This is a genomic window from Kitasatospora sp. NPDC088548 (assembly GCF_044753005.1).
GTDB lineage: Bacteria > Actinomycetota > Actinomycetes > Streptomycetales > Streptomycetaceae > Kitasatospora.
Genome location: NZ_JBIVMI010000046.1, coordinates 1 through 20,476, shown reverse-complemented (window position 1 = coordinate 20,476; position 20,476 = coordinate 1). Strand labels below are relative to the sequence as shown.

Annotated in this window: 12 protein-coding genes and 1 pseudogene; 8 read left to right on the top strand and 5 right to left on the bottom strand. The window is 76.2% G+C overall.

What is annotated here, in order from left to right:
• The first annotated feature begins 1 nt into the window (after window position 1).
• Genes ACIP82_RS35945 through ACIP82_RS35925 form a run of 5 tightly spaced genes read left to right on the top strand, consistent with a single transcriptional unit; the run spans window position 2 to window position 5,870 of the window.
• A complete protein-coding gene (locus ACIP82_RS35945; RefSeq protein ID WP_363614066.1) occupies window positions 2–979 on the top strand; it encodes an ABC transporter permease in 978 nt (325 codons plus the stop codon).
• Complete coding sequence (locus ACIP82_RS35940) at window positions 976–1,833, top strand: ABC transporter permease (protein ID WP_363614064.1); 858 nt, start codon at window positions 976–978, stop codon at window positions 1,831–1,833. Before ACIP82_RS35945 ends, ACIP82_RS35940 begins: the two co-directional genes overlap by 4 nt.
• Complete coding sequence (locus ACIP82_RS35935) at window positions 1,830–3,563, top strand: dipeptide ABC transporter ATP-binding protein (protein ID WP_400659722.1); 1,734 nt, start codon at window positions 1,830–1,832, stop codon at window positions 3,561–3,563. Before ACIP82_RS35940 ends, ACIP82_RS35935 begins: the two co-directional genes overlap by 4 nt.
• A gap of 53 nt (window positions 3,564–3,616) precedes the next feature.
• Window positions 3,617–4,807 (top strand): acyl-CoA dehydrogenase family protein, encoded by a 1,191-nt coding sequence (locus tag ACIP82_RS35930; protein ID WP_363614061.1) that lies wholly within the window; start codon window positions 3,617–3,619, stop codon window positions 4,805–4,807.
• A 25-nt stretch (window positions 4,808–4,832) separates the two neighbouring features.
• Entirely contained in the window at window positions 4,833–5,870 is a 1,038-nt protein-coding gene (locus tag ACIP82_RS35925; protein ID WP_400659718.1) for an LLM class flavin-dependent oxidoreductase, read from the top strand.
• Here the strand turns inward: ACIP82_RS35925 and ACIP82_RS35920 are convergent.
• A complete protein-coding gene (locus ACIP82_RS35920) occupies window positions 5,860–8,739 on the bottom strand; it encodes a BTAD domain-containing putative transcriptional regulator (RefSeq protein WP_400659716.1) in 2,880 nt (959 codons plus the stop codon). The genes ACIP82_RS35925 and ACIP82_RS35920 overlap by 11 nt on opposite strands.
• 749 nt (window positions 8,740–9,488) lie before the next feature.
• On the opposite strand from ACIP82_RS35920, the gene ACIP82_RS35915 reads away from it, so the two are divergent.
• From ACIP82_RS35915 to ACIP82_RS35905, 3 genes are all read left to right on the top strand, one after another.
• The gene (locus ACIP82_RS35915) at window positions 9,489–9,617 is read left to right on the top strand and encodes a hypothetical protein (RefSeq protein ID WP_363614055.1); all 129 of its coding nucleotides are present in this window, start codon (window positions 9,489–9,491) and stop codon (window positions 9,615–9,617) included.
• A 219-nt stretch (window positions 9,618–9,836) separates the two neighbouring features.
• Window positions 9,837–12,698, top strand: coding sequence for an AAA family ATPase (locus ACIP82_RS35910; RefSeq protein WP_400659713.1), 2,862 nt, complete (start codon window positions 9,837–9,839; stop codon window positions 12,696–12,698).
• Window positions 12,695–13,936, top strand: a complete 1,242-nt coding sequence (locus tag ACIP82_RS35905) for a 3-deoxy-7-phosphoheptulonate synthase (RefSeq protein ID WP_363614051.1) — start codon at window positions 12,695–12,697, stop codon at window positions 13,934–13,936. The genes ACIP82_RS35910 and ACIP82_RS35905 overlap by 4 nt, the downstream gene beginning before the upstream one ends.
• Window positions 13,937–14,074: 138 nt before the next feature.
• On the opposite strand, the gene ACIP82_RS35900 is transcribed toward ACIP82_RS35905, so the two are convergent.
• The 4 genes and pseudogenes from ACIP82_RS35900 to ACIP82_RS35885 form a co-directional block, all read right to left on the bottom strand.
• Window positions 14,075–15,703, bottom strand: coding sequence for a bifunctional 3-(3-hydroxy-phenyl)propionate/3-hydroxycinnamic acid hydroxylase (locus tag ACIP82_RS35900; protein ID WP_400659709.1), 1,629 nt, complete (start codon window positions 15,701–15,703; stop codon window positions 14,075–14,077).
• Complete coding sequence (locus ACIP82_RS35895) at window positions 15,700–16,488, bottom strand: arylamine N-acetyltransferase (protein WP_400659706.1); 789 nt, start codon at window positions 16,486–16,488, stop codon at window positions 15,700–15,702. The genes ACIP82_RS35900 and ACIP82_RS35895 overlap by 4 nt, the downstream gene beginning before the upstream one ends.
• Before the next feature lie 5 nt (window positions 16,489–16,493).
• Window positions 16,494–19,676, bottom strand: a pseudogene (locus tag ACIP82_RS35890) (type I polyketide synthase); the annotation flags it as partial.
• Window positions 19,677–19,873: 197 nt separating this feature from the next.
• The coding region (locus ACIP82_RS35885; RefSeq protein ID WP_400659703.1) for a beta-ketoacyl reductase at window positions 19,874–20,476 on the bottom strand (603 nt) is incomplete at its 5' end.

Below are 20,476 nucleotides of genomic sequence, written 5' to 3'. Positions count from 1 at the left end.
GGTGTCCGACCGCGCCCGGCTTGTGCCGCGACGGCACGTGCCGCCCTGGGCCAGGTTCGTCGCCCGGCGGCTCGCGGCGGGGCTGGTGGTGGTGTGGGGGACGCTCACGGTGACGTTCTTCGCCCTCCACCTCGCCCCCGGCGACATCGTGGACGGACTGATCGGGCCGGGCGCCGCCGCCACCCCGGCCCTGCGTGACCAGGTGATCGCCGAGAACGGCCTGGACGACCCGCTGCTCGTCCAGTACGGCCGCCAGCTCGCCCAGTTGGCGAGCGGCGGCCTCGGCTGGTCGTACCAGCTCAACGAGCCGATCGGGCGGCTGCTCGGCAGCCAGCTCGGCCCGACCGTCGAGCTGGCGGTGTCCGCGCTGGTCACCGCGCTGGTGCTGGCGGTGCTGGCGGCCACCCTGACGGCCGGCCGGGGCTGGGCGGTGCGCGGTGCCGCCGGTATGGCCGAGCTGCTGATGGTGTCGATGCCGTCGTTCTGGCTGGGCATCATCCTGCTGACGGTGTTCTCCTACCGGCTGCACGCGCTGCCCTCGATCGGGGCGGACGGGCCGGCGGCGCTGGTGCTGCCGACGCTGGCGCTGGCGCTGCCGCTGGCCGGAGTGCTCGCCCAGGTGATCCGCCAGGAGCTGGAGAGCGCCGACGGCCGCCCGTTCGTGCTGACCGCGCGCTCGCGCGGCCTGGGCGCGACGGCGGTGCTGCTGCGGCACACCCTGCGGCACGCGCTGCTGCCGCTGACCACGCTGGCCGGCTTCGTGCTGGGCAGCCTGTTCGGCGGCGCGGTGCTGGTGGAGAACATCTTCACCCGGCCGGGCCTGGGCCGGGTGCTGGCCAACGCGGTCGGCTCGCGCGACCTGCCGGTGGTCAGCGCCCTGGTGGTCATCTCCAGCGCGGCGTTCGTGGTCATCAACACCCTGGTGGACGTGCTCCACCCGCTGATCGACCCCCGGCTGCGCGAGGGAGGAACGGCATGAGCACCGTGACCGCCCTCCTCGACCGGCCGGCCGCGGCCACCGCCCGCCGGGGCGCGCTGCTGCGCTCGTCGGCCCGCCTGGCGCCGCTGGTCCTGCTGGCCGCGGTGGCGCTCGTGCTGGTCTTCCCCGGGGTGTTCGCCACCCACGCCCCCGAGGCGACGGACGTCGCGGCGGCGCTGCGCCCGCCCGGTGCCGAGCACTGGCTGGGCACCGACCAGCTCGGCCGGGACGTATGGTCGCGGCTGGTGCACGGCACCCGGCTGTCGCTGCTGATCGCGGTCGGCGCGACGCTGATCGGGGTGGGCGGCGGCGCGCTGCTCGGCCTGGTCGCCGGCTGCGGCGGACGGCGCGTCGACTTCGCCCTGATGCGGGTGGTGGACGTGCTGCTGGGCTTCCCCGAACTGCTGCTCGCGCTGGTGGTGGTGGCGCTGCTGGGCGGCGGCACGGTCAACGTGGCGATCGCCATCGGCATCGCCGGGGTGCCCAACTACGCCCGGCTGGTGCGCGGCCAGGCACGGCTGGTGCTGCGCTCGGAGTACGTCGAAGCGGCGCGGGTGCTGGGGGTGCCGGCCTGGCGGTCGGTGCTGCGGCACGTGCTGCCGAACGTCGGCGGCCCGCTGGTGGTGCTGGCCTCCATCGGGCTGGGCTCGGCCATCATCTCGGGCTCCGGGCTCAGCGTGCTCGGCCTGGGCCCGGTCCCGCCGGAGGCGGACTGGGGCTCGATGGTCGCCGACGGCAAGGACTTTCTCCAGACGGCCTGGTGGATCTCGATCGCACCCGGCCTGGCCGTCTCGGTCGTGGTGGTCTGCACCACGCTGATCGGCCGTTCGCTGCAGCTGAGGGCGGTGCGATGACGACGACGACAACGGAAGCGACCGCGGCGAAGGCGACGGCCGGGGACACCGGTGCGTCGGTGCCGGGCCCGCTCGTGCGGGTGGAGGGGCTGCGGGTGTCGTTCCCCGGCGCGCCGCGGCCCGCCGTGGACGGGGTGTCGCTGGCCATCGGCCCCGGGGAGTGCGTGGCGCTGGTCGGCGAGTCCGGCTCGGGCAAGTCCGTCACCTCGCGTTCCCTCATCGGGCTGGCGGGCGCCAGGGCCCGGGTCTCCGCCCGGACCCTGGAGGTGGCCGGGGCGGACACCACCGGCTTCGGCGAACGGCAGTGGCGCGCGGTGCGCGGCCGGCGGGTCGCCATGGTCTTCCAGGACGCGCTGACCGCGCTGGACCCGCTGCGCACCGTCGGCGCCGAGATCGCCGAGGCGGCCCGCCTCGGCGGCACCGCCGGCCCGGACGGCGGTGCCCGGGTGGTGGAACTGCTCACGGCGGTGGGCGTGCCGGAGCCGGAGGCCCGGCGCACCCAGTACCCGCACCAGCTCTCCGGCGGGCTGCGCCAGCGCGCGCTGATCGCCTCGGCGCTGGCCGCCGACGCCCCGCTGCTGATCGCCGACGAGCCGACCACGGCGCTGGACGCGATCGTCCAGGCGCAGATCCTGGCGCTGCTCGGCCGGCTCAAGGACGAGGGCCGGGGACTGCTGCTGGTCAGTCACGACCTGGCGGTGGTAGCGCAGTTGGCGGACCGGGTGCTGGTGCTGCGGCGGGGCGGGGTGGTGGAGAACGGGCCGGCCGGCCGGGTGCTGTCCGCCCCGGAGCACCCGTACACCCGGATGCTGCTGGACGCGGTGCCCTCGGGCCGCCCGCCGGCCCGTCCCGCCCAGGCCCCGCCCGAGGCACCGGACGCCGAGGAAGCGGCCCCGGTACTGACCGGGCGCGGGCTGGTCAAGTCCTTCGCCCTGGGCGGGCCGAGGGCCCTCGACGAGGTCGGGTTCACCCTGCGGGCGGGTGAGGCGCTGGGCGTGGTCGGCGAGTCCGGCTCGGGCAAGACCACGCTGGCGCGGGTCGCGATGGGTCTGTCCCGTCCCGACGCCGGGGAGGTGCTGCTGCACGGGCGGCCCTGGTCGGCGCTTGCGGAGCGGCGGCGCCGGGCCGGGCGCTCGGCGATCCAGTTCGTCCAGCAGGACCCGTACGCCTCGGCGGACCCCCGGTTCACCGTGGCGCGGATCATCGGCGAGGCGCTGCCGGGACTGCGGCGCGCCGAGCGGGCCCGGCGGTGCGCGGAACTCCTCGACCAGGTCGGCCTGCCGGCCGAACTGCTCTCCCGCCGGCCGCACCAGCTGTCCGGCGGTCAGCGCCAGCGGGTGGCCATCGCCCGGGCGTTGGCGGGCCGTCCGCAGGTGCTGGTCTGCGACGAGCCGGTTTCGGCGCTGGACGTCTCGGTGCAGGCGCAGGTGCTGGAGCTGCTGGACCGGCTGCGGCGCGAGCGGGGCATCGCCCTGCTGTTCATCACCCACGACCTGGCCGTGGTGCGGCAGGTCGCCGACCGGGTGCTGATCATGCGCGGCGGGTCGGTCGTCGAGGAGGGCGAAACCGAGCGGATCTTCGAGGCCCCCGCCCACCCGTACACCCGGGCCCTGCTGGACGCCGTCCTGCGGCTGCCCGGCGCGGACGGTGCGGGCAGTGCGGACGGCTCGGGCGGGACGCACGGCGCGGACGTCACCGGCCGCGACGACCCGGAGCAGGACACGGAGTAGGACACCGAACACGTCGCCGGGCAGGACGGCGAGCACGTCACGAAGTGGGAGACATGACTGACACGACGACGGACGCCGTCCCCGAGGCCGCCGAGGTGTGGCTGCGGCGGGCCGAGGAGGTCGCGGCGCGGCTGGCACCCGGCGCCGCCCGGCGCGACCGCGAGGGCACCCCGCCGGTGCGGGAGATCCGGCTGCTGAAGGAGACCGGCCTGGTGACCCTCCTGGGGCCGGTCGAGTACGGCGGGGCCGGCCAGAACTGGTCCACCGCGTTCCGGGTGGTGCGCACCGTCGCGGCGGCCGACGCCTCGGTCGGCGAGCTGCTGGCCCACCACTACGTGTGGGTGTCGATCGCCGAGTTCATCGGCACCGACGAGAAGATCCAGCACATCGGCGAGGTGTCGGCCCGGGCCCGGTGGTTCTTCAGCGGGTCCTCGAAGCCCCGCTCGGCGCCCCTGGTGATCCAGGACACGGGCCGCGAGATGCTGTTCCACGGGCGGCTGGAGCGCGCCCTGGGCCACCCGGTGTCGGACATCACCATCCTGGAGGGCTTCCTGGAGGACGGCGACACCCCGATCAGCGCGCTCGCGATGAGCGGCCACGTGGGGCTGTCCTTCGAGCCCGGCGCCGAGGAGTTCGGGCTGCGGTCGCTGGCTGCCGGGACCGTGGTCGCCGACGGCGCGAACATCCCGTGGACCGGGGCGCTCGGCCACGTCGACAAGACCTTCGTGCCCCGGGTCTACAACACCTTCCTCACCCCGGCCTTCCGGCTCGCCCAGGCCAACGCGCTGATCGGCGCGGCCCGGGGCGCGCTGGACGCCGCCGCCCGGCACGCGCGCGAGCAGTGCTCGGAGGCGCCGCTGACCGAGGCCGCCGCCGCGGACGCGGCCCGGCACTACGGCGCCCTGGCCTCCGCGCTGTGGGCGGTGGAGGCATTCGCCGACGCCGTCGGCGCCGAGGCGGACGCCCTGCACGCCCGGCGCCGCACGGTGACCGAGGAGGAGCGCGGCCGGCACGCCGTCCGGGTCGCGGCGCTGGCCACGCAGGCCGGCGCGGCCGCCGACGCGGTCACCGCCGGCGTGCTCGGGGCGGCCGGCCCCGGCGGCGCCGAGGCCGCGGCCGGGCTGGACCGCTACTGGCGGGACACCCGGGCGCGGCGGGTGCACGAGGACGACCCGGGGCGCGCCCGGGTGGTGGGGCGCCACCTCCTGCACGGCGAAGTCCCCCGCCCCACCTGGTACGCGTGACACCCCGAGTAAGGAGCACCCGCGCATGACCAGCAGTTCCCCGACCGTCCCGCTGTCCGTCCTCGACATATCGTCCATCGACTCCGCCGGCCGCCCCGCCGACACCCTGGTCGGCACCCGCCGGCTGGTGGCGGCCGCCGACGAGCTGGGCTACACCCGGTTCTGGGTGGCCGAGCACCACAACTCGCGCGGGATCGCCGGCTCCGTCCCGGCCGTCCTGCTGGCCGCGCTCGGCGAGCGGACCAGCCGGATCCGGATCGGCGCGGGCGGGGTGATCCTGCCCAACCACCCACCGTACGCCGTCGCGGAGTCCTTCCGGACGCTGGCCGCGCTCTTCCCCGGCCGGGTGGACCTGGGCATCGGCCGCTCGGGCGCGGACCCGGTGCTCTCCCACGCGCTGCGCCGGGCGCCCGAAGAGGACTTCCCTGCGGCGCTGGAGGAGCTGCTCGCCTTCGTCGATGGCGGCTTCCCGGACGGGCACGTCTACCAGCGGCTGGAGGCCCTGCCGGAGCCGCCGCAGCCGCCCCGGCCGTGGCTGCTGGGCGCCAGTGTGCGCAGCGCCGTGGACGCGGGCCGGCGCGGGCTGCCGTACGCGTTCGCCCACCACTTCTTCAACTCTCGCGGCACCGAGGAGGCGCTGCGGGCGTACCGGGAGAGCTTCCGGCCCTCGGCCCGGGCCGAGCGGCCGCACGCGATCGTCACCGCCTACACGGTGTGCGGGGAGACCTCGGAGCAGGCGCGCCGACTGGCGGCGCCGGCGCTGTTCCCGGTGCTGCGGCTGAACGGCGCCTCGCCGATCGCGCCGCTGCCCACCGTCGAGGAGGCGGCGGCGTACCCGTGGACGGAGGCCGAGCGGGCCGCCGCCGACGCGCTGCTCAGCACCCAGGCGGTCGGTGACGCCGAGGAGGTCCGCCGGGCGCTGGCGGACCTGCTGGAGCGCACCGGCGCGGACGAGCTGATGGTGACCAATAACGTCACCGACGTCGAGGAGAAGATCCGCTCGCTGGAACGCGTGCGGGAACTCGCCCCGGCGCTGCCCGTCCCCGCCGGGGTCAGCTCGTAACGGCCGGGCGGCGGCGATGGGCGCGGGTGCCGAGGCTGTCGCGGATGCGGCGGTGGTGGGTGACCAGCCAGACCCGCTCGGGCTCGCCCGGCGGGCAGCGGTCCAGGGCGTGGTCGAGGCAGCTGACCGCGAGCGCGTCGTCGCCCGCGGCGGCGGCCCGGGCGGACGCCCCGACCAGGGCTTCCCAGGCGCGGCGCTCCATCGTCTCCACCGGGGTGCCGTCCGCCTCGGCGAGCGCGATGGCGCGGTCGTAGTGGAAGGCCAGCAGCCCGGGGCGGGGCACGTCCAGCAGGGCGGCCCAGTCGGCCGCCCGCAGGTGGCGTTCGACCAGGACGCGGCCGGGCAGCTGGGCGAGCGCCACATCGCGGCTGACGGCGTACCGGAAGGCGTACTCGACGTCTCCGGGGACGCCGCTGCGGCGCACCCGGCGCAGCAGTTCGCGCGACTCCAGGAGCTCCAGGCTGCGGCCGACCTCCTCGGGGTCGCGCTGGCTGACGGCGGCGACCGCGCCGCGCCACAGCGTGCCGCCGACGACGGCGGCGTCGCGCAGCACCGAGCGGGCGGTGCGGTCGAGGCCGTCGAGCTGGGCGGCGGCGACGGCGAGGACGGCCGGCGGGTGGGCGGCGGCCGGGTCGGCGCCGGCGTCCGCCGCCCGCGCGTAGGCCTGGGCGAACAGCGGGTTGCCGTCGGCGAGGGCCGCGCGGCGGTCGTCGGCGGGCGTCGGGTGGCGGCGGCCGGAGGCGGCGCCGATCACGGTGGCGGTGGCCGCGGTGGACAGCGGTGCCACGTGCAGCAGGGCCGAGCGGCGCTTGGCGCACGCCCAGGAGGGCCTGGTGTGGAGCAGTTCGGAGCGGGCGCCGACGATCAGCAGCAGGGCGACCGGGCCGAGCCGGACGGTGAGGTCCTCAACGAAGGAGCGGACGAAGTCGGCGGCGCGGTGGAGGTCGTCCAGGACGACCACCAGCGGGCGGTCGGTGGCCGCCTCCTCCAGGAACTGCCGCAGCGCGCCGAGGACTTCCTCCCGTGGGACGGCGCCACCGTCCGGCCCCTGGGCGGAGGCGGCCGCGGCGGGCAGGCCGAGGCAGGCGGCGAGCGCGGTGACGATCGGTCCGGTGGCGGCGTGCGGGAAGAGCCCGCGCACGACGCCGGTCAGCGCGGGCAGGACGACGGCCGCCGGCGCGCCGGCGCGGATGCCCGTGTAGGCGCGGACCACGCCGGCCAGTGGCTCGTAGGGGGTGTGGGCGTCGAAGGCGGGGGTGCCCGCGTGGAGCACCCGGGGCGCCAGCGGTCCGGCGCCGTCGCGCAGCGCGGCGGCGAACTCCCCGATCAGCCGGGTCTTGCCGATACCGGGCTCGCCGATCACCGTGACCAGGTACGGCAGTTGGCGGCGGATGGTGTCCTGGTAGGCGCCGCGCAGCAGGTTCAGCTCGTGGGTGCGCTCCAGGAACGGCGGTTCGACGGGGTGCCCGGACGGCCCGCGGCCGTCGGGGCGGGAGCGCGCGGGGCGGTGGACGCCGGGGACGCCGGGGACCGGGGCGAAGCCGAGGCCGGCGCCGCCGGCCTCGACGGTGGCGTCGGCGGCCCACAGTTCCCCGCGGGGGACCTGCAGCAGCAGGTGGTGGCAGGCGTCCAGGACCTGGCCGGTGACCTCCACGGGCTCGGGTGCGCTGTCGTCGTAGGTGACCACCACCTCGCCGGTGCCGACCACGAGGTGGGTGACCGGCCGGGTGGCGGTGGCCGCGGTACCGGGCGCCGGTCCGGGCACGGTGCCCCCGGGGACGGCCGGTCCGGGCGCCTCGAAGTGGCGGCGCAGGGCGAGGGCGGCGCGCAGGGCCCGCTCGGCGTCGTCCTCGTGGGCCCGGGGGACACCGAAGACGACCAGCCACACCGAGCCGAAGGCCCGGCGCACGTGCCCGCCGAAGGGCGCCATCTCGCGCCGGATGCCGGCGGTCAGCTCCTTGACGGCGTGGTCGACGCGCTCGGGGGCGAGGGCGCCGTCGTCGGCCGTCCACCGGGCGCGGACCATGACGACGCTGGCCGGGCGCCGCTCGACCCGTTCCCAGGACGCGCGGAAGGCGTTCTCGGCGGCCGGGGCGTCGGCGGTCCCGGCGCGGCCTGCGCCGCGGTCGTCGGCGCGGTCGTCGGCGCGCGCGGCCGGGGCGGGCGCCGGCGACGGCGCGGCGGGTGCCGGCCGGGGGCGCGGCGGTCGCGGGGCGGCGGCCGCGGGCCGGGGTCCGGCCGGGGGCGGGAAGTCCGCCGCGCCGCCCGGGGCGGCGGTGAGCCGCAGCGCCAGGGCCGGGTCGTGGCTGAGGATCGCGCGCTGGAGGCGTCGCAGGTCGCGGCCGGGTTCCAGGCCGAAGCGGTCGGCGAGCAGGTCCCGGGTGCGCCGGTAGCGGTCCAGCGCCTCGGGCTGGCGCCCGCAGTTGTAGAGGACGACCATCAGCTGGGCGACCAGGCGTTCCCGGGTCGGCTCGGCCTCCAGCAGGGACTCCAGTTCGCCGATCAGCTCGCGGTCCCGACCCATCGCCAACTCGGCCTGGATGCAGTCCTCGTGGACGGCGAGCCGGGTGCCCTGGAGGGCGGCCAGCTCGGGCCAGGTGAGCCCGGCGTCGCTCACGTCGGCGAGCACCGGGCCGCGCCACAGGCCGAGGGCGCGGCGCAGCAGTTCCGAGGCCTGCGTCCAGTCGCCGGCCGCCAGTCGGGCCCGGCCCAATGTGACAAGCTCATGAAATTCCGTGAGATCGAGCTGTTCCGGCTCGATTCTGAGCACATATCCGGGCAGAGTGGTATTCAGCGCGACTTTCCCGTCCGCCGGCTCCCCGACCGCCTGGAATGCGCGGCGCAGCCCGGCCACCGAGTTCTGCACCATTTTCCGCGCCGTGGACGGACGGTCATCGCCCCAGAGTGCGGCGGCTATCTCATTGATGCCCACCACACTATTCGCGCGGAGCAGGAGAACACCGAGCAGGGCCCTCTGCTGCAGGCCGCGAATGGGCACGTCAGTGCCGTCGGAGAGCACTTCAAGCGGCCCCAGAACGTTGAATCGCACCCCTACCCCCTCGATTCCCGGCGATTCCGGACAATGCCATTCCGAAGAATGTGCCCGATGGTACATCAGGCCGACCCGGGCCCTCCATTGACTGCACGTCAATTCTTATCTACGATACCACCGGCGACCCCCGCCGGTGATCTCCGCGGCAATTCACCGCCCCCGCCCGGCAGGGCTGATTCAAAGTCGTGGTGATCAGGCAAGTGCGCAGGTCACGGGGGCGTGATGGGGTGGTGTCGGGCCGTTGCGAACGCATCGAGGCTCCGGCTGAAGGGGTGACCTCGTCCGTCGCCCCGAACCGGAGCCTCGACGCGTCGCCAGTCTGTCACCTGCCCCCTCTCCGACCCGCCTGTTCGTCAACTCGAGAACGGCGCGGGTCTGGTGGACCGGCTGGCGCTGCCGGTGGATCCGCGTGGTCTGCGTCACCCGTTGACGAGTGTGGCGCTGGTCGCCGCGTCGGCCAGGCCGCCCGCTCGCAGTGGACCATCGAGAACCGGCTCCACTTCGTCCGCGACACCGCCTTCCGCGAGGACGCCTCCAAGATCCGCACCGGCCACGGGCCCGAGAACATGGCGACCCTGCGCAACCTCGCGATCAACACCCTCCGCGACCACGGCCACACCAGCATCGCCGCCGGCCTCCGCCACGTCTCCTACCGGCCCTTCACTCGCCCCCTCGACCTCCTCCACATCCCCTGAGCAGGGACGATACAAGATCATCAGGACTGTGAATCATCCCTGCCCCGCCCGGCGGCCCCGGCGGCAGTGGCCCGCCCATGGGCGGTCAGTTCCCGGGCGATGGGCGGGGTGTCCCCATGATGGGTTCGACCGGGAGCGGGCGGACGTCGCCATCGCCCCGGGGGAGCCGCCGGGGACCGGCGGCCGGACGCCTACAAGAGATGAGGTCGGGGGTACCCGGTGCCTTCCCTGCTGGAACGTGATGCGCACATCGACAGACTCGACCACCTGCTCGCCGAGTGTCTCGGCCGCGCGGGCCGGGTGGCACTGGTCGACGGACCCCTCGGCAGCGGCAAGAGCGAGCTGCTGCGGGTGTTCGCCGCCCGGGCCGCCGAGCGCGGAGTCCTGGTCGTGGGCGCGGGCTGTTCCGCCCAGGAGCGGGATCTGCCCTTCGGCATCGCCGACCGGATCGCCCGCTCCCCCGGCTGGCCCGCCGGACACGCCGAGCGGCTGGCCGCGCTGGCCGCCCCGGCCGTCCTCGCCGACCCGGCCGAGAGTGCCGGCGGCACCGCCCTCAACGGCACCGCCCTCAACGGCACCGGCGCGGCTGGCGACCCGGCCGGCCCGCCGTCGCCCGCGCTGCTGCGCGCCTGCCGCGACCTGACCACCGCCCTGCTCGCGGCCTCCGCCGACACCCCGGTGCTGCTCTGCGTCGAGGACATCGGCCACGCCGACGAGGCGTCCCTGCACTTCCTGCGCCACCTCGTCCGCCACCTGCCGCAGAGCCGGGTGCTGCTGGTCCTCACCGACGGCAGCACCCCGTGGCCCGCGCGGCGCCGGCTGCACGCCGAACTGCTGCGCCACCCGCACGCGCACCGCCTCGCGCTGGCCCCGCTGTCCCGGGCCGGCGCGCTGCGCCTGGTCACCGAGGGCCTGGGCGAGGAGGACGCCCGTCACCGCGGCCCCGGCCTGGTGGACGTGGCCGGCGGCAACCCGCTGCTGCTGCACGCCCTCGTCGAGGAGCACCTCGACCGCGCCGACGAGCCCGAACCGCGCTACGGCCCGGCCCTGCTGAGCTGCCTTCACCGGGCCGGCCCCGGCGTGCTGCGGGTCGTCCAGGCCCAGGCCGTGCTCGGCGAGGAGGCCCCGGCCGAGGACGTGGCCCGGCTGCTGGGAGAGCGGGAGAGCGCCGACGCGGTCGCCCGGATCCGCGCCACGCTCACCGCCGCCGGACTGCTGGACGGCGAGGGACGGCTGCGCACCGCGGCCGCCCGCGCCGCCGTCCTGGAGGACCTCGCCCCGCACGAGCGCACCGAACTGCGGCTGCGGGCCGCCCAGCTGGCCCACGAGACGGGCAGCCCCGCCGCCGAGGTGGCCCGACACCTGGTCGAGGCCGGGCGGGCGCCCGCGCCGTGGGCGGTCGCCGCGCTGACCGAGGCGGCCGAGCACGCCCTGCTCGACCACCGTCACCGCACCGCCGTCGCCTGCCTGCGCCTGGCCCACAAGGAGGCCGCCGAGGAGAACGACCGGGCGGTGCTCCGGCACCGGCTGGCGCAGGCCGAGTGGCAGCTCAACCCCTCGGCGGCGGCCCGGCACCTGGTTCCGCTCACCGCCGCGGTCCGGGCCGGGCACCTCGGGCTCGCCGAGGCGCTCGTCCTCGTCCGGTACCTGCTGTGGCACGGCCGCGGCGAGGAGGCGCTGGCCGTCCTGGATCTGCTGCGCGCCCGGACCGGACCGGCCGGACCGGCCTCCCCCGCCGAGACGGGCGCGCTGCGCGACGTCGAGACCTGGCTCGCCTACACCCACCCGGTCCTGGCCCGGGGCCGCCGCGTCCCGGCGCTGCCCGCCGACCTGCGGCACGCGGTCGCCCCGGACGTCGACCCGCAGCTGCGGGCCGCCGCCGCGCTCGCCGGGGCGCTCACCCGGGGACGGGCCGCGGAGGCCGTCGACCACGCCCAGCAGGTGCTGCGCGACGCCCACCTGCACGGCCGCACAGCGTGGGCCGAGGAGGCCGCGCTGCTCGCGTTGCGGGTGCTGCTCCAGGCCGGGCGCGCCGACACCGCGGCGGTCTGGAGCCAACGGCTGCTCGACACCGCCGTCCGCCGCGAGGTCCCGACCGCGACGGCCCTGTACTCGGCGGCGCACGCCGAGGCGGCCCTGCGGCTCGGCGAGCCGACCACGGCGGCCGAGCACAGCCGGGCCGCGCTGACCCACCTCAGCCCCACCGCCTGGGGCATCGCGGTGGGCCTGCCGCTGGGCACGCTGATCATCGCCGAGAGCCGCACGGGCGAGCACCGCTCGGCGGCCAAGCACCTCACCCACGCCGTCGGTGAGGCGATGTTCCAGAGCCTGTACGGGCTGCACTACCTGTTCGCCCGCGGCGAGCACTACCTGGCGACCCGGCACGGCCACGCGGCACTCGCCGACTTCCTGTCCTGCGGCGAACTGCTGCGCACCTGGGGCCTGGACGGCGCGGGGGTGGTGCCCTGGCGCACCCAGGCCGCCGACGCCTGGCTACGGCTGGACAACCGGGACCGCGCCTGGCGGCTGATCCACGAACAGCTCAGCCGGGCCGACGCCGACCTGCCGCACAACCGCGGCCCGGCGCTGCGGCTGCTCGCCGCGGCCGGGCCGGCCGGGCGGCGCGGCCCCCTGCTCACCGAGGCCGTCGACCTCACCGAGGCCTCCGGCGACCGCTACGAGCAGGTACGGGTGCTCACCGACCTGAGCCGGGCGCACCAGGGCGCCGGCAACAAGCGCCGGGCCCGGCTGCTGCTGCGCCAGGCCCTGCACGTGGCGAACATGTGTGCCCTGAAGCCGCTCGCCCAGGAGCTGCTGTCGGTCTCGGCGGACCTCGGCGAGAGCGGCCCGGCCGCCGACGAGGCACGGGAGCCGGGCGGGGTCGGCGCGCTCACCGAGTCCGAGCGGCGGGTCGCCTCGCTCGCCGTGCTCGGCTACACCAACCGCGAGATCGCCGGACGCCTGTACGTCACGGCGAGCACCGTGGAACAGCACCTCACCCGGGTCTACCGCAAGCTCGGGGTACGCCGACGCAAGGATCTGCCGGCCGATCTGTGGGCCAACCTGAGGAAGACGGGATGACGACGCCGATGACCACGCCGACCACCACGACCCCGACGGTGCACGACGGCACCGGGCCCGACCTCGCCCGGGCCCTGGCGGGCCTGACCGCCGGTCAGCAGCCGCAGTGGCCCGACCAGGAACGGGTGCGCGAGGTGCGCGCCGCGCTCGGCGCCCTGCCGCCCCTGGTGGAGCCGGCCGCCGTGGACCGGCTCCGGGAGCGCCTGGCCGAGGCCGCGCTCGGCCGGGCCCTGGTCGTCCAGGGCGGGGACTGCGCCGAGACCTTCGCCGGCAACACCCCCGAGCACGTGCGCGCCAACCTGCACGCCCTACTGCACTGCGCGACCCTGTTCGAGGTCGCCTCCGGCCTGCCGGTGGTGCCGGTCGGACGCGTCGCCGGGCAGTACGCCAAGCCGCGCTCCAGCCCGACGGGCCCGGACGGGCTGCCCTCCTACCGGGGCGACATCGTCAACGGCCTCGCGGCGACAGCCGAGGCCCGCACACCGGACCCGCGGCGGATGCTCACCGCGTACGACGGCGCCGGCGCCGCGCTCGACGTGCTGGACTCGGTGGCCGACGCGACCCGCACCGAACTGTTCGCCGGTCACGAGGCCCTGCTGCTCGACTACGAGGTGCCGCTGGTGCGCGACGGGTACGCGCTGTCCGGCCACTTCCTGTGGATCGGCGAGCGGACCCGCGAGCTCGACGGCGCGCACGTCGCCCTGGCCCGCCGGATCGCCAACCCGCTGGGCCTCAAGCTGGGCCCGTCCACCACCCCGGACCAGGCCGTCGCCTACGCCGAGGCGCTGGACCCGGACCGCGTCCCCGGCCGGCTGACGCTGATCAGCCGGATGGGCGCGGACCAGGTGTCCGACGTGCTGCCGCCGCTGGTGGAGGCGGTGGCGGACGCGGGGCACCCGGTGGTCTGGCTCTGCGACCCGATGCACGGCAACACCGAGACGGCGGCCGGCGGGCTGAAGACCCGCCGCTTCGACCGGATCGCCGCCGAGGTGAGCGGTTACTTCGCCGTGCACCGGGCGCTCGGCAGCCACCCCGGCGGCCTGCACCTGGAACTGACCGGCGACGACGTGACCGAGTGCCTCGGCGGTCGCGAGGACCTGCGCGAGGAGCAGCTCCCCGAACGCTACCTGACCGGCTGCGACCCGCGGCTGAACGGGCGCCAGACCCTCGACCTGGCGCGCGTCGTGGCGGAGATCCTGCTGGAGCACTCCGCCCGGCGGGCGCCCGTGGCGGTCTGAGGACCGCCCACCCGGACCGACGGCCCGCTCCTCCACGCGGAGGGGGAGCGGGCCGTCAGCGCGTGCGCGGGCCGGGGCTGGGCCGGCGGGCGAGTCCCCGCGGGTTCCGGCGGGTTCCGACGGGCGGCGGTCGGGCCGTCAGGCGGCGAGGTCGGTGCGGAGCGCTTCGAGGAGCGCGGCCAGCTCCGTCCGGTCCGCCGCCGCGCCGTAGACGTAGAAGTCGGGCCGGACCAGCACCGCGACCGCCCCGGTCTCGGCCAGGTACGGCAGGTACACCCCGTCGGTGTCGCCCACCGCGCCCGCCGGGGGCTCCTCGTCGGCGGGCGCGAGCACCCTCACCACGTGGCCGCCGAGGTCGGCCAGCCAGACGCGGTCCCCGTCGGTGAGCAGGCTCTCCGGCGGCTCGGTGGTGAGCAGCACGAAGCCGCGCCCCACCACGTCGTCGAAGAGCCCGGCGGGCCGGCCGGCCGCCGTCACGCGCCCCTGCACGACCAGGTCGCCGGCCGGCCCACCGCCGTGCCGCAGGCCCGCCGTGAGCGGCTGGACCGGGGTGCGCGGCCGGGCTGCGCCGACCTCCGCGCCGCGCCGGGCGCGCTCCTGGGCGGCCAGCATGACGGTGTCGCGGTCGCGGGCCGCGGCCGGGTCGGTCTGGCAGATGACCCGGCCCAGGTCCATCGACATGGTGAGCGCGTGCCGCACGTGCTCGCGCCGCTCGGCGGTGTAGCTGTCGAGCAGCCCTTCGGCGGCCCGGCCGGTGAGCACCAGGTCCAGCTTCCAGGCGAGGTTGGCGGCGTCCCGGAAGCCCGAGCACATGCCCTGCCCGGCGAACGGCGGCATCAGGTGGGCGGCGTCCCCGGCGATCAGCACCCGGCCGCGCCGCCACTGGTCCGCGTAGCGCGCCTGGAAGGTGTAGACGGCGTGCCGCAGCAGGGTGGCGTTGCCGGGGTCGATGTCGAACAGCGAGAGCAGCTTCCAGACGTTGGCCTCGCCGCCGAACTCCTCGGGCGACTCGTGGTCGAGCCGCATGAACTCCCAGCGCCGGTGGCCCGGCCCGGCGGAGACGGCGGTGCGCGGCCGGGCCGGGTCGCAGACCTGGAGGTTGTTGGGAACGGACTCCCGGCCGTCGTGCGGGACGACGTCGCAGGTCAGCCAGTCGTTGAAGAACGCGAAGTCGGTGGCGGTCAGCCCGGCCTCCTGGCGCACCACGCTGTTGGCGCCGTCGCAGCCGATCACCCAGCGGGCGGTGAGCGGGCCGCCCGACGGGCCGGTCCGCGGTCCTTCGACCGTGAGCGTGACCGCGTCGCCGCGGTCGGCGAGCGCCGTCACCCGGTGGCCGCGCAGGACGCGCAGCGTGGGGTACCGCTCGCCGTGGGCGGCCAGCGCGGTCTCCAGGCCCGGCTGGTAGACGGCGCTGGAGTCGGGCCAGCCGGAGCGGCCGGCGTCCTCGACGTCCACCCGGAAGAGGGTCTGCCCGTCGGCGTTGTGCCAGACGTAGTCCCGGGAGGACTCGACGTGCTCGTCCAGGGCCGCGCCCACGCCGGTGGCGGCGAGGATGCGGGCGGACTCGCCGTCGAAGGAGACCGCCCGCGGCATCGGGTAGGGCCGGGGGAAGCGCTCCAGGACGGTGACCCGGTGGCCGCGGGCGGCCAGCAGCAGGGCGGCGGTCTGGCCGACCGGCCCGTAGCCGACGATCGCGATGTCGGTGTCGAGGCCGCCGCCGTTGCCCGCGGCGTCGGTGGCGGTCTCGGTGTGGACGGGGGCGCTCATTCGGTGGCCGCGTCCTTCCGCAGGATCTCGGCGAGCACCCGGGCGTGCTCCTCCGGGTCGGCGAGGCCGCGCAGCCGCTCGGTGCCGTCCTCGACGACGACCAGGCGGGTGCCGATCAGGATCCGCTGGCCGCCCTCGAAGGCCCGGCCGCGCACCACGATGCCGGAGCCGGCCAGGGCCCGGGCGAACCGGTCCAGCTCCGGCGAGGGGACCAGCCAGTCCGCGAAGGCGCGCGGCCGCGAGTGGAACCGGTAGACGGCGCGCCAGTCGCCGACCCGGCCCCGGCGCTGCACCACGTAGTGGCCGGTGTCCGCGCGCACGACGCGGAAGTCGGTGCCGAACTGCGGCTGCACCTCGTCGGGCACCACCCGCAGCGGCTCCAGGTAGGACGGGCCGACGAAACCGACGTCGACCAGCCAGAGGTCGCCGTCCAGCCGGACGAAGCCGAGGACGTGCTCCAGGTCCGGCCCGAAGCTGTCGTCCACCTGGCGGATCCCGGCCGAGAACAGCCCGGTCTCGTAGCCGAGTTCGCGCAGCAGCACGAGGAAGAGTCCGTTCAGTTCGTAGCAGACGCCGCCCCGGCCGCCGAGCACGACGGCGTCGAACACGGCGTCGACGTCGATGTCGACGCCCGCCCACAGGGCCTCGCCGCGGGCGGTGTTGAGCGAGGAGTCGTACGGGACGGCGATCAGGTGGCGCCGGTGCAGCTCGCGCAGGGTGTCGGCGGTGGGGTCGAGCGGGCCGTCGTAGTCGAGGGCCTTGAGGTAGGCGGTGGTGTCGAACACGGCGGTCACTTCCCTTCGGTCCGCTGCTCGGCGGCTCCGGTCTCGGCGGCTCCGGTCTCGGCGGGCACGGTCTCGGCGGCTCCGGTGTCGCCGGACCCGGTCTCGTCGAGCAGGGAGAGGAGGTGGCCGGCGAGCCGCTCCGGGGTGGGCTGGTCGAAGGCGAGCAGGGCGGGCAGTTCGAGCCCGGTGACGTTCTGGAGGCGGTTGCGCAGTTCGACGGCGGTCAGCGAGACGAAGCCGATGTCGAAGAAGACGGCGTCCGCCCCGATCTCGCCGGTGCCCTCGTGCCCGAGGACGGCCGCGACCTCCGTGCGGACCACGTCGACCAGCACGGCCAGGCGCTCCCCCGGGTCGGCGTCCGCCAGCCGGCGGGCGAGGACGGCGCCGGGCGCCTCCTCGGTGGTGATGTCGGGCTCGGTCTCGGTGGCCATCGGGGAATCTCCTGCGGGGGTGGTCGTCACGGGCACCGACTCCAGCCAGTAGTGCCGGTGTTGGAAGGGGTAGGTCGGAAGCTCGGAGGCGGGGAGGGTGCCGGCGCCCGCGTAGGAGGCCGACCAGTCGACCTCCACGCCGCGGACGTGCAGGACGGCGGCCGAGAGCAGGACGCGGTCCCAACCGCCCTCGTCGCGCCGCAGGGTGCCGGTGACGGCCGCCTCGCGCACGGAGGCCTCCTCCAGGGCCTCGACGATGCCGTGGGCGAGCACGGGGTGGGCGCTGACCTCGACGAACGCCCGGTACTCGGCGGCGGCGAGGGTGTCGACGGCCTCGGCGAAGCGGACGGTCTGCCGCAGGTTGCGGTACCAGTACCCCGCGTCCAGCTCCGGACCCTCCAGCCAGCGGCTCTCGACGGTGGAGAAGAAGGGGATCGCGGCGGGCTGGGGCTTCACGGAGCCCAGCAGGTCGGCGAGTTCGGCCTCGATCGACTCCACGTGCGAGGTGTGCGAGGCATAGTCCACCGGGATCCGACGGACCCGCACTCCCTGCTCCTCGTACGCGGCCACCAGGGTGTCGAGCCCGGCCGGGTCACCGGCCACGACCACCGAGGACGGGCCGTTCACGGCCGCGACCTCCACGCCGTCCGGCAGCGCGCTCGCCACCCGCTCCCGGGGAAGGCCCACCGAGACCATGCCGCCGCGTCCGGCCAGGCCGCGGGCGATGGCCTGCGACCGCAACGCCACCACGGCGGCGGCGTCGTCCAGGGAGAGGATGCCCGCGACATGCGCCGCCGCGATCTCCCCCTGCGAGTGACCCACCACCGCGTCCGGGAACACCCCCAACGAGAACCACAGCCGCGCCAGGCCGACGTTCACCGCGAACGACACCGGCTGCACCACGTCCACCCGCTCCAGCGAGGCCGCACCCGGCACCTGGTTCACCACATCGAGCAACGACCAGTCGACATAAGACTTCAAAACCTCGTCGATCTCACCGAGAGCCTCCGCGAAGACCACGGACTCAGCGAGCAGCCGACGCCCCATCCCCACCCACTGGGAACCCTGACCCGGGAAGACGAAGACGGTCTGCCCGGCGACGTCCGCCGTGCCGGTGACCAGGGCGGGCGAGGCGGCGTCGCCCGCGAGCGCGGCCAGGCCGGTGCGGTGACCGTCGAGCGCGTCCGCCACCACGACGGCGCGGTGCGCCAGCAGTGTCCGGGCCTCGGCCAGCGCGCGGGCCGCGTCGGCGGGTGCCGGGCCGCGCGCCTCGGTGTAGTCGAGCAGCCGCTCCGCCTGGGCGCGCAGGGCGCCGGCGGAAGCGGCGGACAACAGCCAGGGGACGGCGGCGGCCTCGGGGGCGGTGGGCTCGGCGGCGGGCTCGGCGGCGGGTGTCCGCGCCTCCGCGGCGGGTGCCTCCTCCAGGATGACGTGGGCGTTGGTGCCGCTCACCCCGAAGGCCGACACGGCGGCCCGGCGCGGGCGGTCGGCCGCCGGCCACGGCCGGGCCTCCGTCAGCAGCCGCACCTCCCCGACCGACCAGTCGACCTGGGTGGTCGGCGCGTCCACGTGGAGGGTCCGCGGCAGCACGCCGTGCCGCAGCGCCTCGACCATCTTGATCACGCCGGCGACGCCGGCGGCGGCCTGGGTGTGGCCGATATTGGACTTCAACGACCCCAGCCAGAGCGGCTGTTCGGCCGGACGGCCCTGCCCGTAGGTGGCCAGCACCGCCTGCGCCTCGATCGGGTCGCCCAGCGAGGTCCCCGTCCCGTGGCCCTCGACGGCGTCGACGTCCGCCGCCGTCAGCCGGGCGTTGGCGAGCGCGGCCCGGATCACCCGCTGCTGGGCGGGCCCGTTGGGCGCGGTGAGGCCGTTGGACGCGCCGTCCTGGTTGACGGCCGAACCCCGGACCACGGCCAGCACCTCGTGCCCCAGGCGCCGGGCGTCCGACAACCGCTCCAGGACGAGGACCGCCACGCCCTCCGCCCAGCCGGTGCCGTCGGCGGCGTCCGCGAAGGCCTTGCAGCGCCCGTCGCTCGCCAGGCCGCGCTGCCGGGAGAACTCCACGAACGGCGAGGGCTGGGACATCACCGCGACACCGCCGGCCAGCGCCAGCGTCGACTCGCCGCTGCGCAGCGACTGGGCGGCCAGGTGGACGGCGACCAGCGAGGAGGAGCAGGCGGTGTCGACGGTAATCGCGGGCCCCTCCAGGCCGAGCGTGTAGGCGACCCGGCCCGAGGCCACGGAGCCGGAGGTGCCGGTGGCGAGGAAGCCTTCGAGCCCGGCGGGCACACTTCGCAGACCGGTGGCGTAGTCGTGGTACATGACGCCGGAGAACACGCCGACGGCCGTACCGCGCAGGCCCGCCGGGTCCAGGCCGGCCCGCTCCAGGGCCTCCCAGGAGGTCTCCAGCAGCAGCCGCTGCTGCGGGTCCATGGCGAGCGCCTCGCGCGGCGAGATCCCGAAGAAGGCGGCGTCGAAGTCGGCGGCGCCGTGCAGGAATCCGCCCTCGCGGACGTAGGAGCGGCCGGCCCGGTCCGGGTCGGGGTCGAAGAGCCCGTCGAGGTCCCAGCCGCGGTCCTCGGGGAACTCGGCCACGCCGTCGCGTCCGTCGGCGACCAGCTGCCACAGCTCGGCCGGGGAGGTGACGTCGCCCGGCAGCCGGCAGGCCATCCCGACGATGGCGATCGGCTCACCGGCCGCCGCCTCCAACGCGGCTTTCTCGGCTGCGAGTTGTTCGTTGTCCTGGAGCGCGGCCCGCAGTGCCGCGACCAGCCTCGCCGTCTGGTCGAAGGCGGCCGCGCCGTCGTTGGTGGTGGTCATGTCAGCCTTTCGGAAGGTGTGCCGGGCGCCGAGCGCGGACGAACGGGCGCGGGTCGGTGAGCGCGGTGCGTCGGCTCGGTGCGTCGGCTCGGTGGGTCGGCTCGGTGGGTCTGCGCGGTCGGGTGGGCGGTTCAGCCGCGGCCACGTAGGGCGCGGGCGACGAGGCCGTCGATGTCCAGGTCCGCGATGGCGGGCCCCTCCACGGGCACGGGTCCCGCGTCCGGGCCGGCCGCACGCGGCCCGGGGGTCACGGCCGCCGGGCCGGCCGCCGGCTCCGGCAGCAGCTCGGACCGCAGGTGGCGGGCGAGCGCGAGCGGGGTCGGGTGGTCGAAGACCAGGGTCGCCGGGAGCCGGACGCCCGTCGCCCGGGCCAGCCGGTTGCGCAGCTGCACCGCGCCGAGCGAGTCGAACCCGGTCTCCTTGAAGGCCTGGGCAGCGGCGACGGCGTTCTTGGACGGGTGCCCGAGGACGGCGGCGGCGGCGGAGCGCACCAGGTCGAGGACCTCGCGGTGCTGATCGCGCTCCGGCAGCGCGGCCAGCCGGGCGGCGAAGTCCGCCGCGTCGTCGGCGGGTGCGCCGGTGGCGGCGGTGCGGCGGGGGGTGCGGACCAGACCGCGCAGCAGCGGGTTCAGCTCGCCACCCGCCGCCCGCTTGCGCAGCGCGTCGCGGTCCAGCCGGGCCGGGACCAGCAGCGCCTCCGGCGAACGCAGCGCGGCGTCGAACAACACCAGCGC

Excerpts from the sequence above, each read along its gene's own strand:
- ACIP82_RS35940 (WP_363614064.1), top strand. The coding sequence starts at position 976 with ATGAGCACCGTGACCGCCCTCCTCGACCGGCCGGCCGCGGCCACCGCC.
- ACIP82_RS35935 (WP_400659722.1), top strand. The coding sequence starts at position 1,830 with ATGACGACGACGACAACGGAAGCGACCGCGGCGAAGGCGACGGCCGGG.
- ACIP82_RS35930 (WP_363614061.1), top strand. The coding sequence starts at position 3,617 with ATGACTGACACGACGACGGACGCCGTCCCCGAGGCCGCCGAGGTGTGG.
- ACIP82_RS35925 (WP_400659718.1), top strand. The coding sequence starts at position 4,833 with ATGACCAGCAGTTCCCCGACCGTCCCGCTGTCCGTCCTCGACATATCG.
- ACIP82_RS35920 (WP_400659716.1), bottom strand. The coding sequence starts at position 8,739 with ATGGTGCAGAACTCGGTGGCCGGGCTGCGCCGCGCATTCCAGGCGGTC.
- ACIP82_RS35915 (WP_363614055.1), top strand. The coding sequence starts at position 9,489 with ATGGCGACCCTGCGCAACCTCGCGATCAACACCCTCCGCGACCACGGC.
- ACIP82_RS35905 (WP_363614051.1), top strand. The coding sequence starts at position 12,695 with ATGACGACGCCGATGACCACGCCGACCACCACGACCCCGACGGTGCAC.
- ACIP82_RS35900 (WP_400659709.1), bottom strand. The coding sequence starts at position 15,703 with ATGAGCGCCCCCGTCCACACCGAGACCGCCACCGACGCCGCGGGCAAC.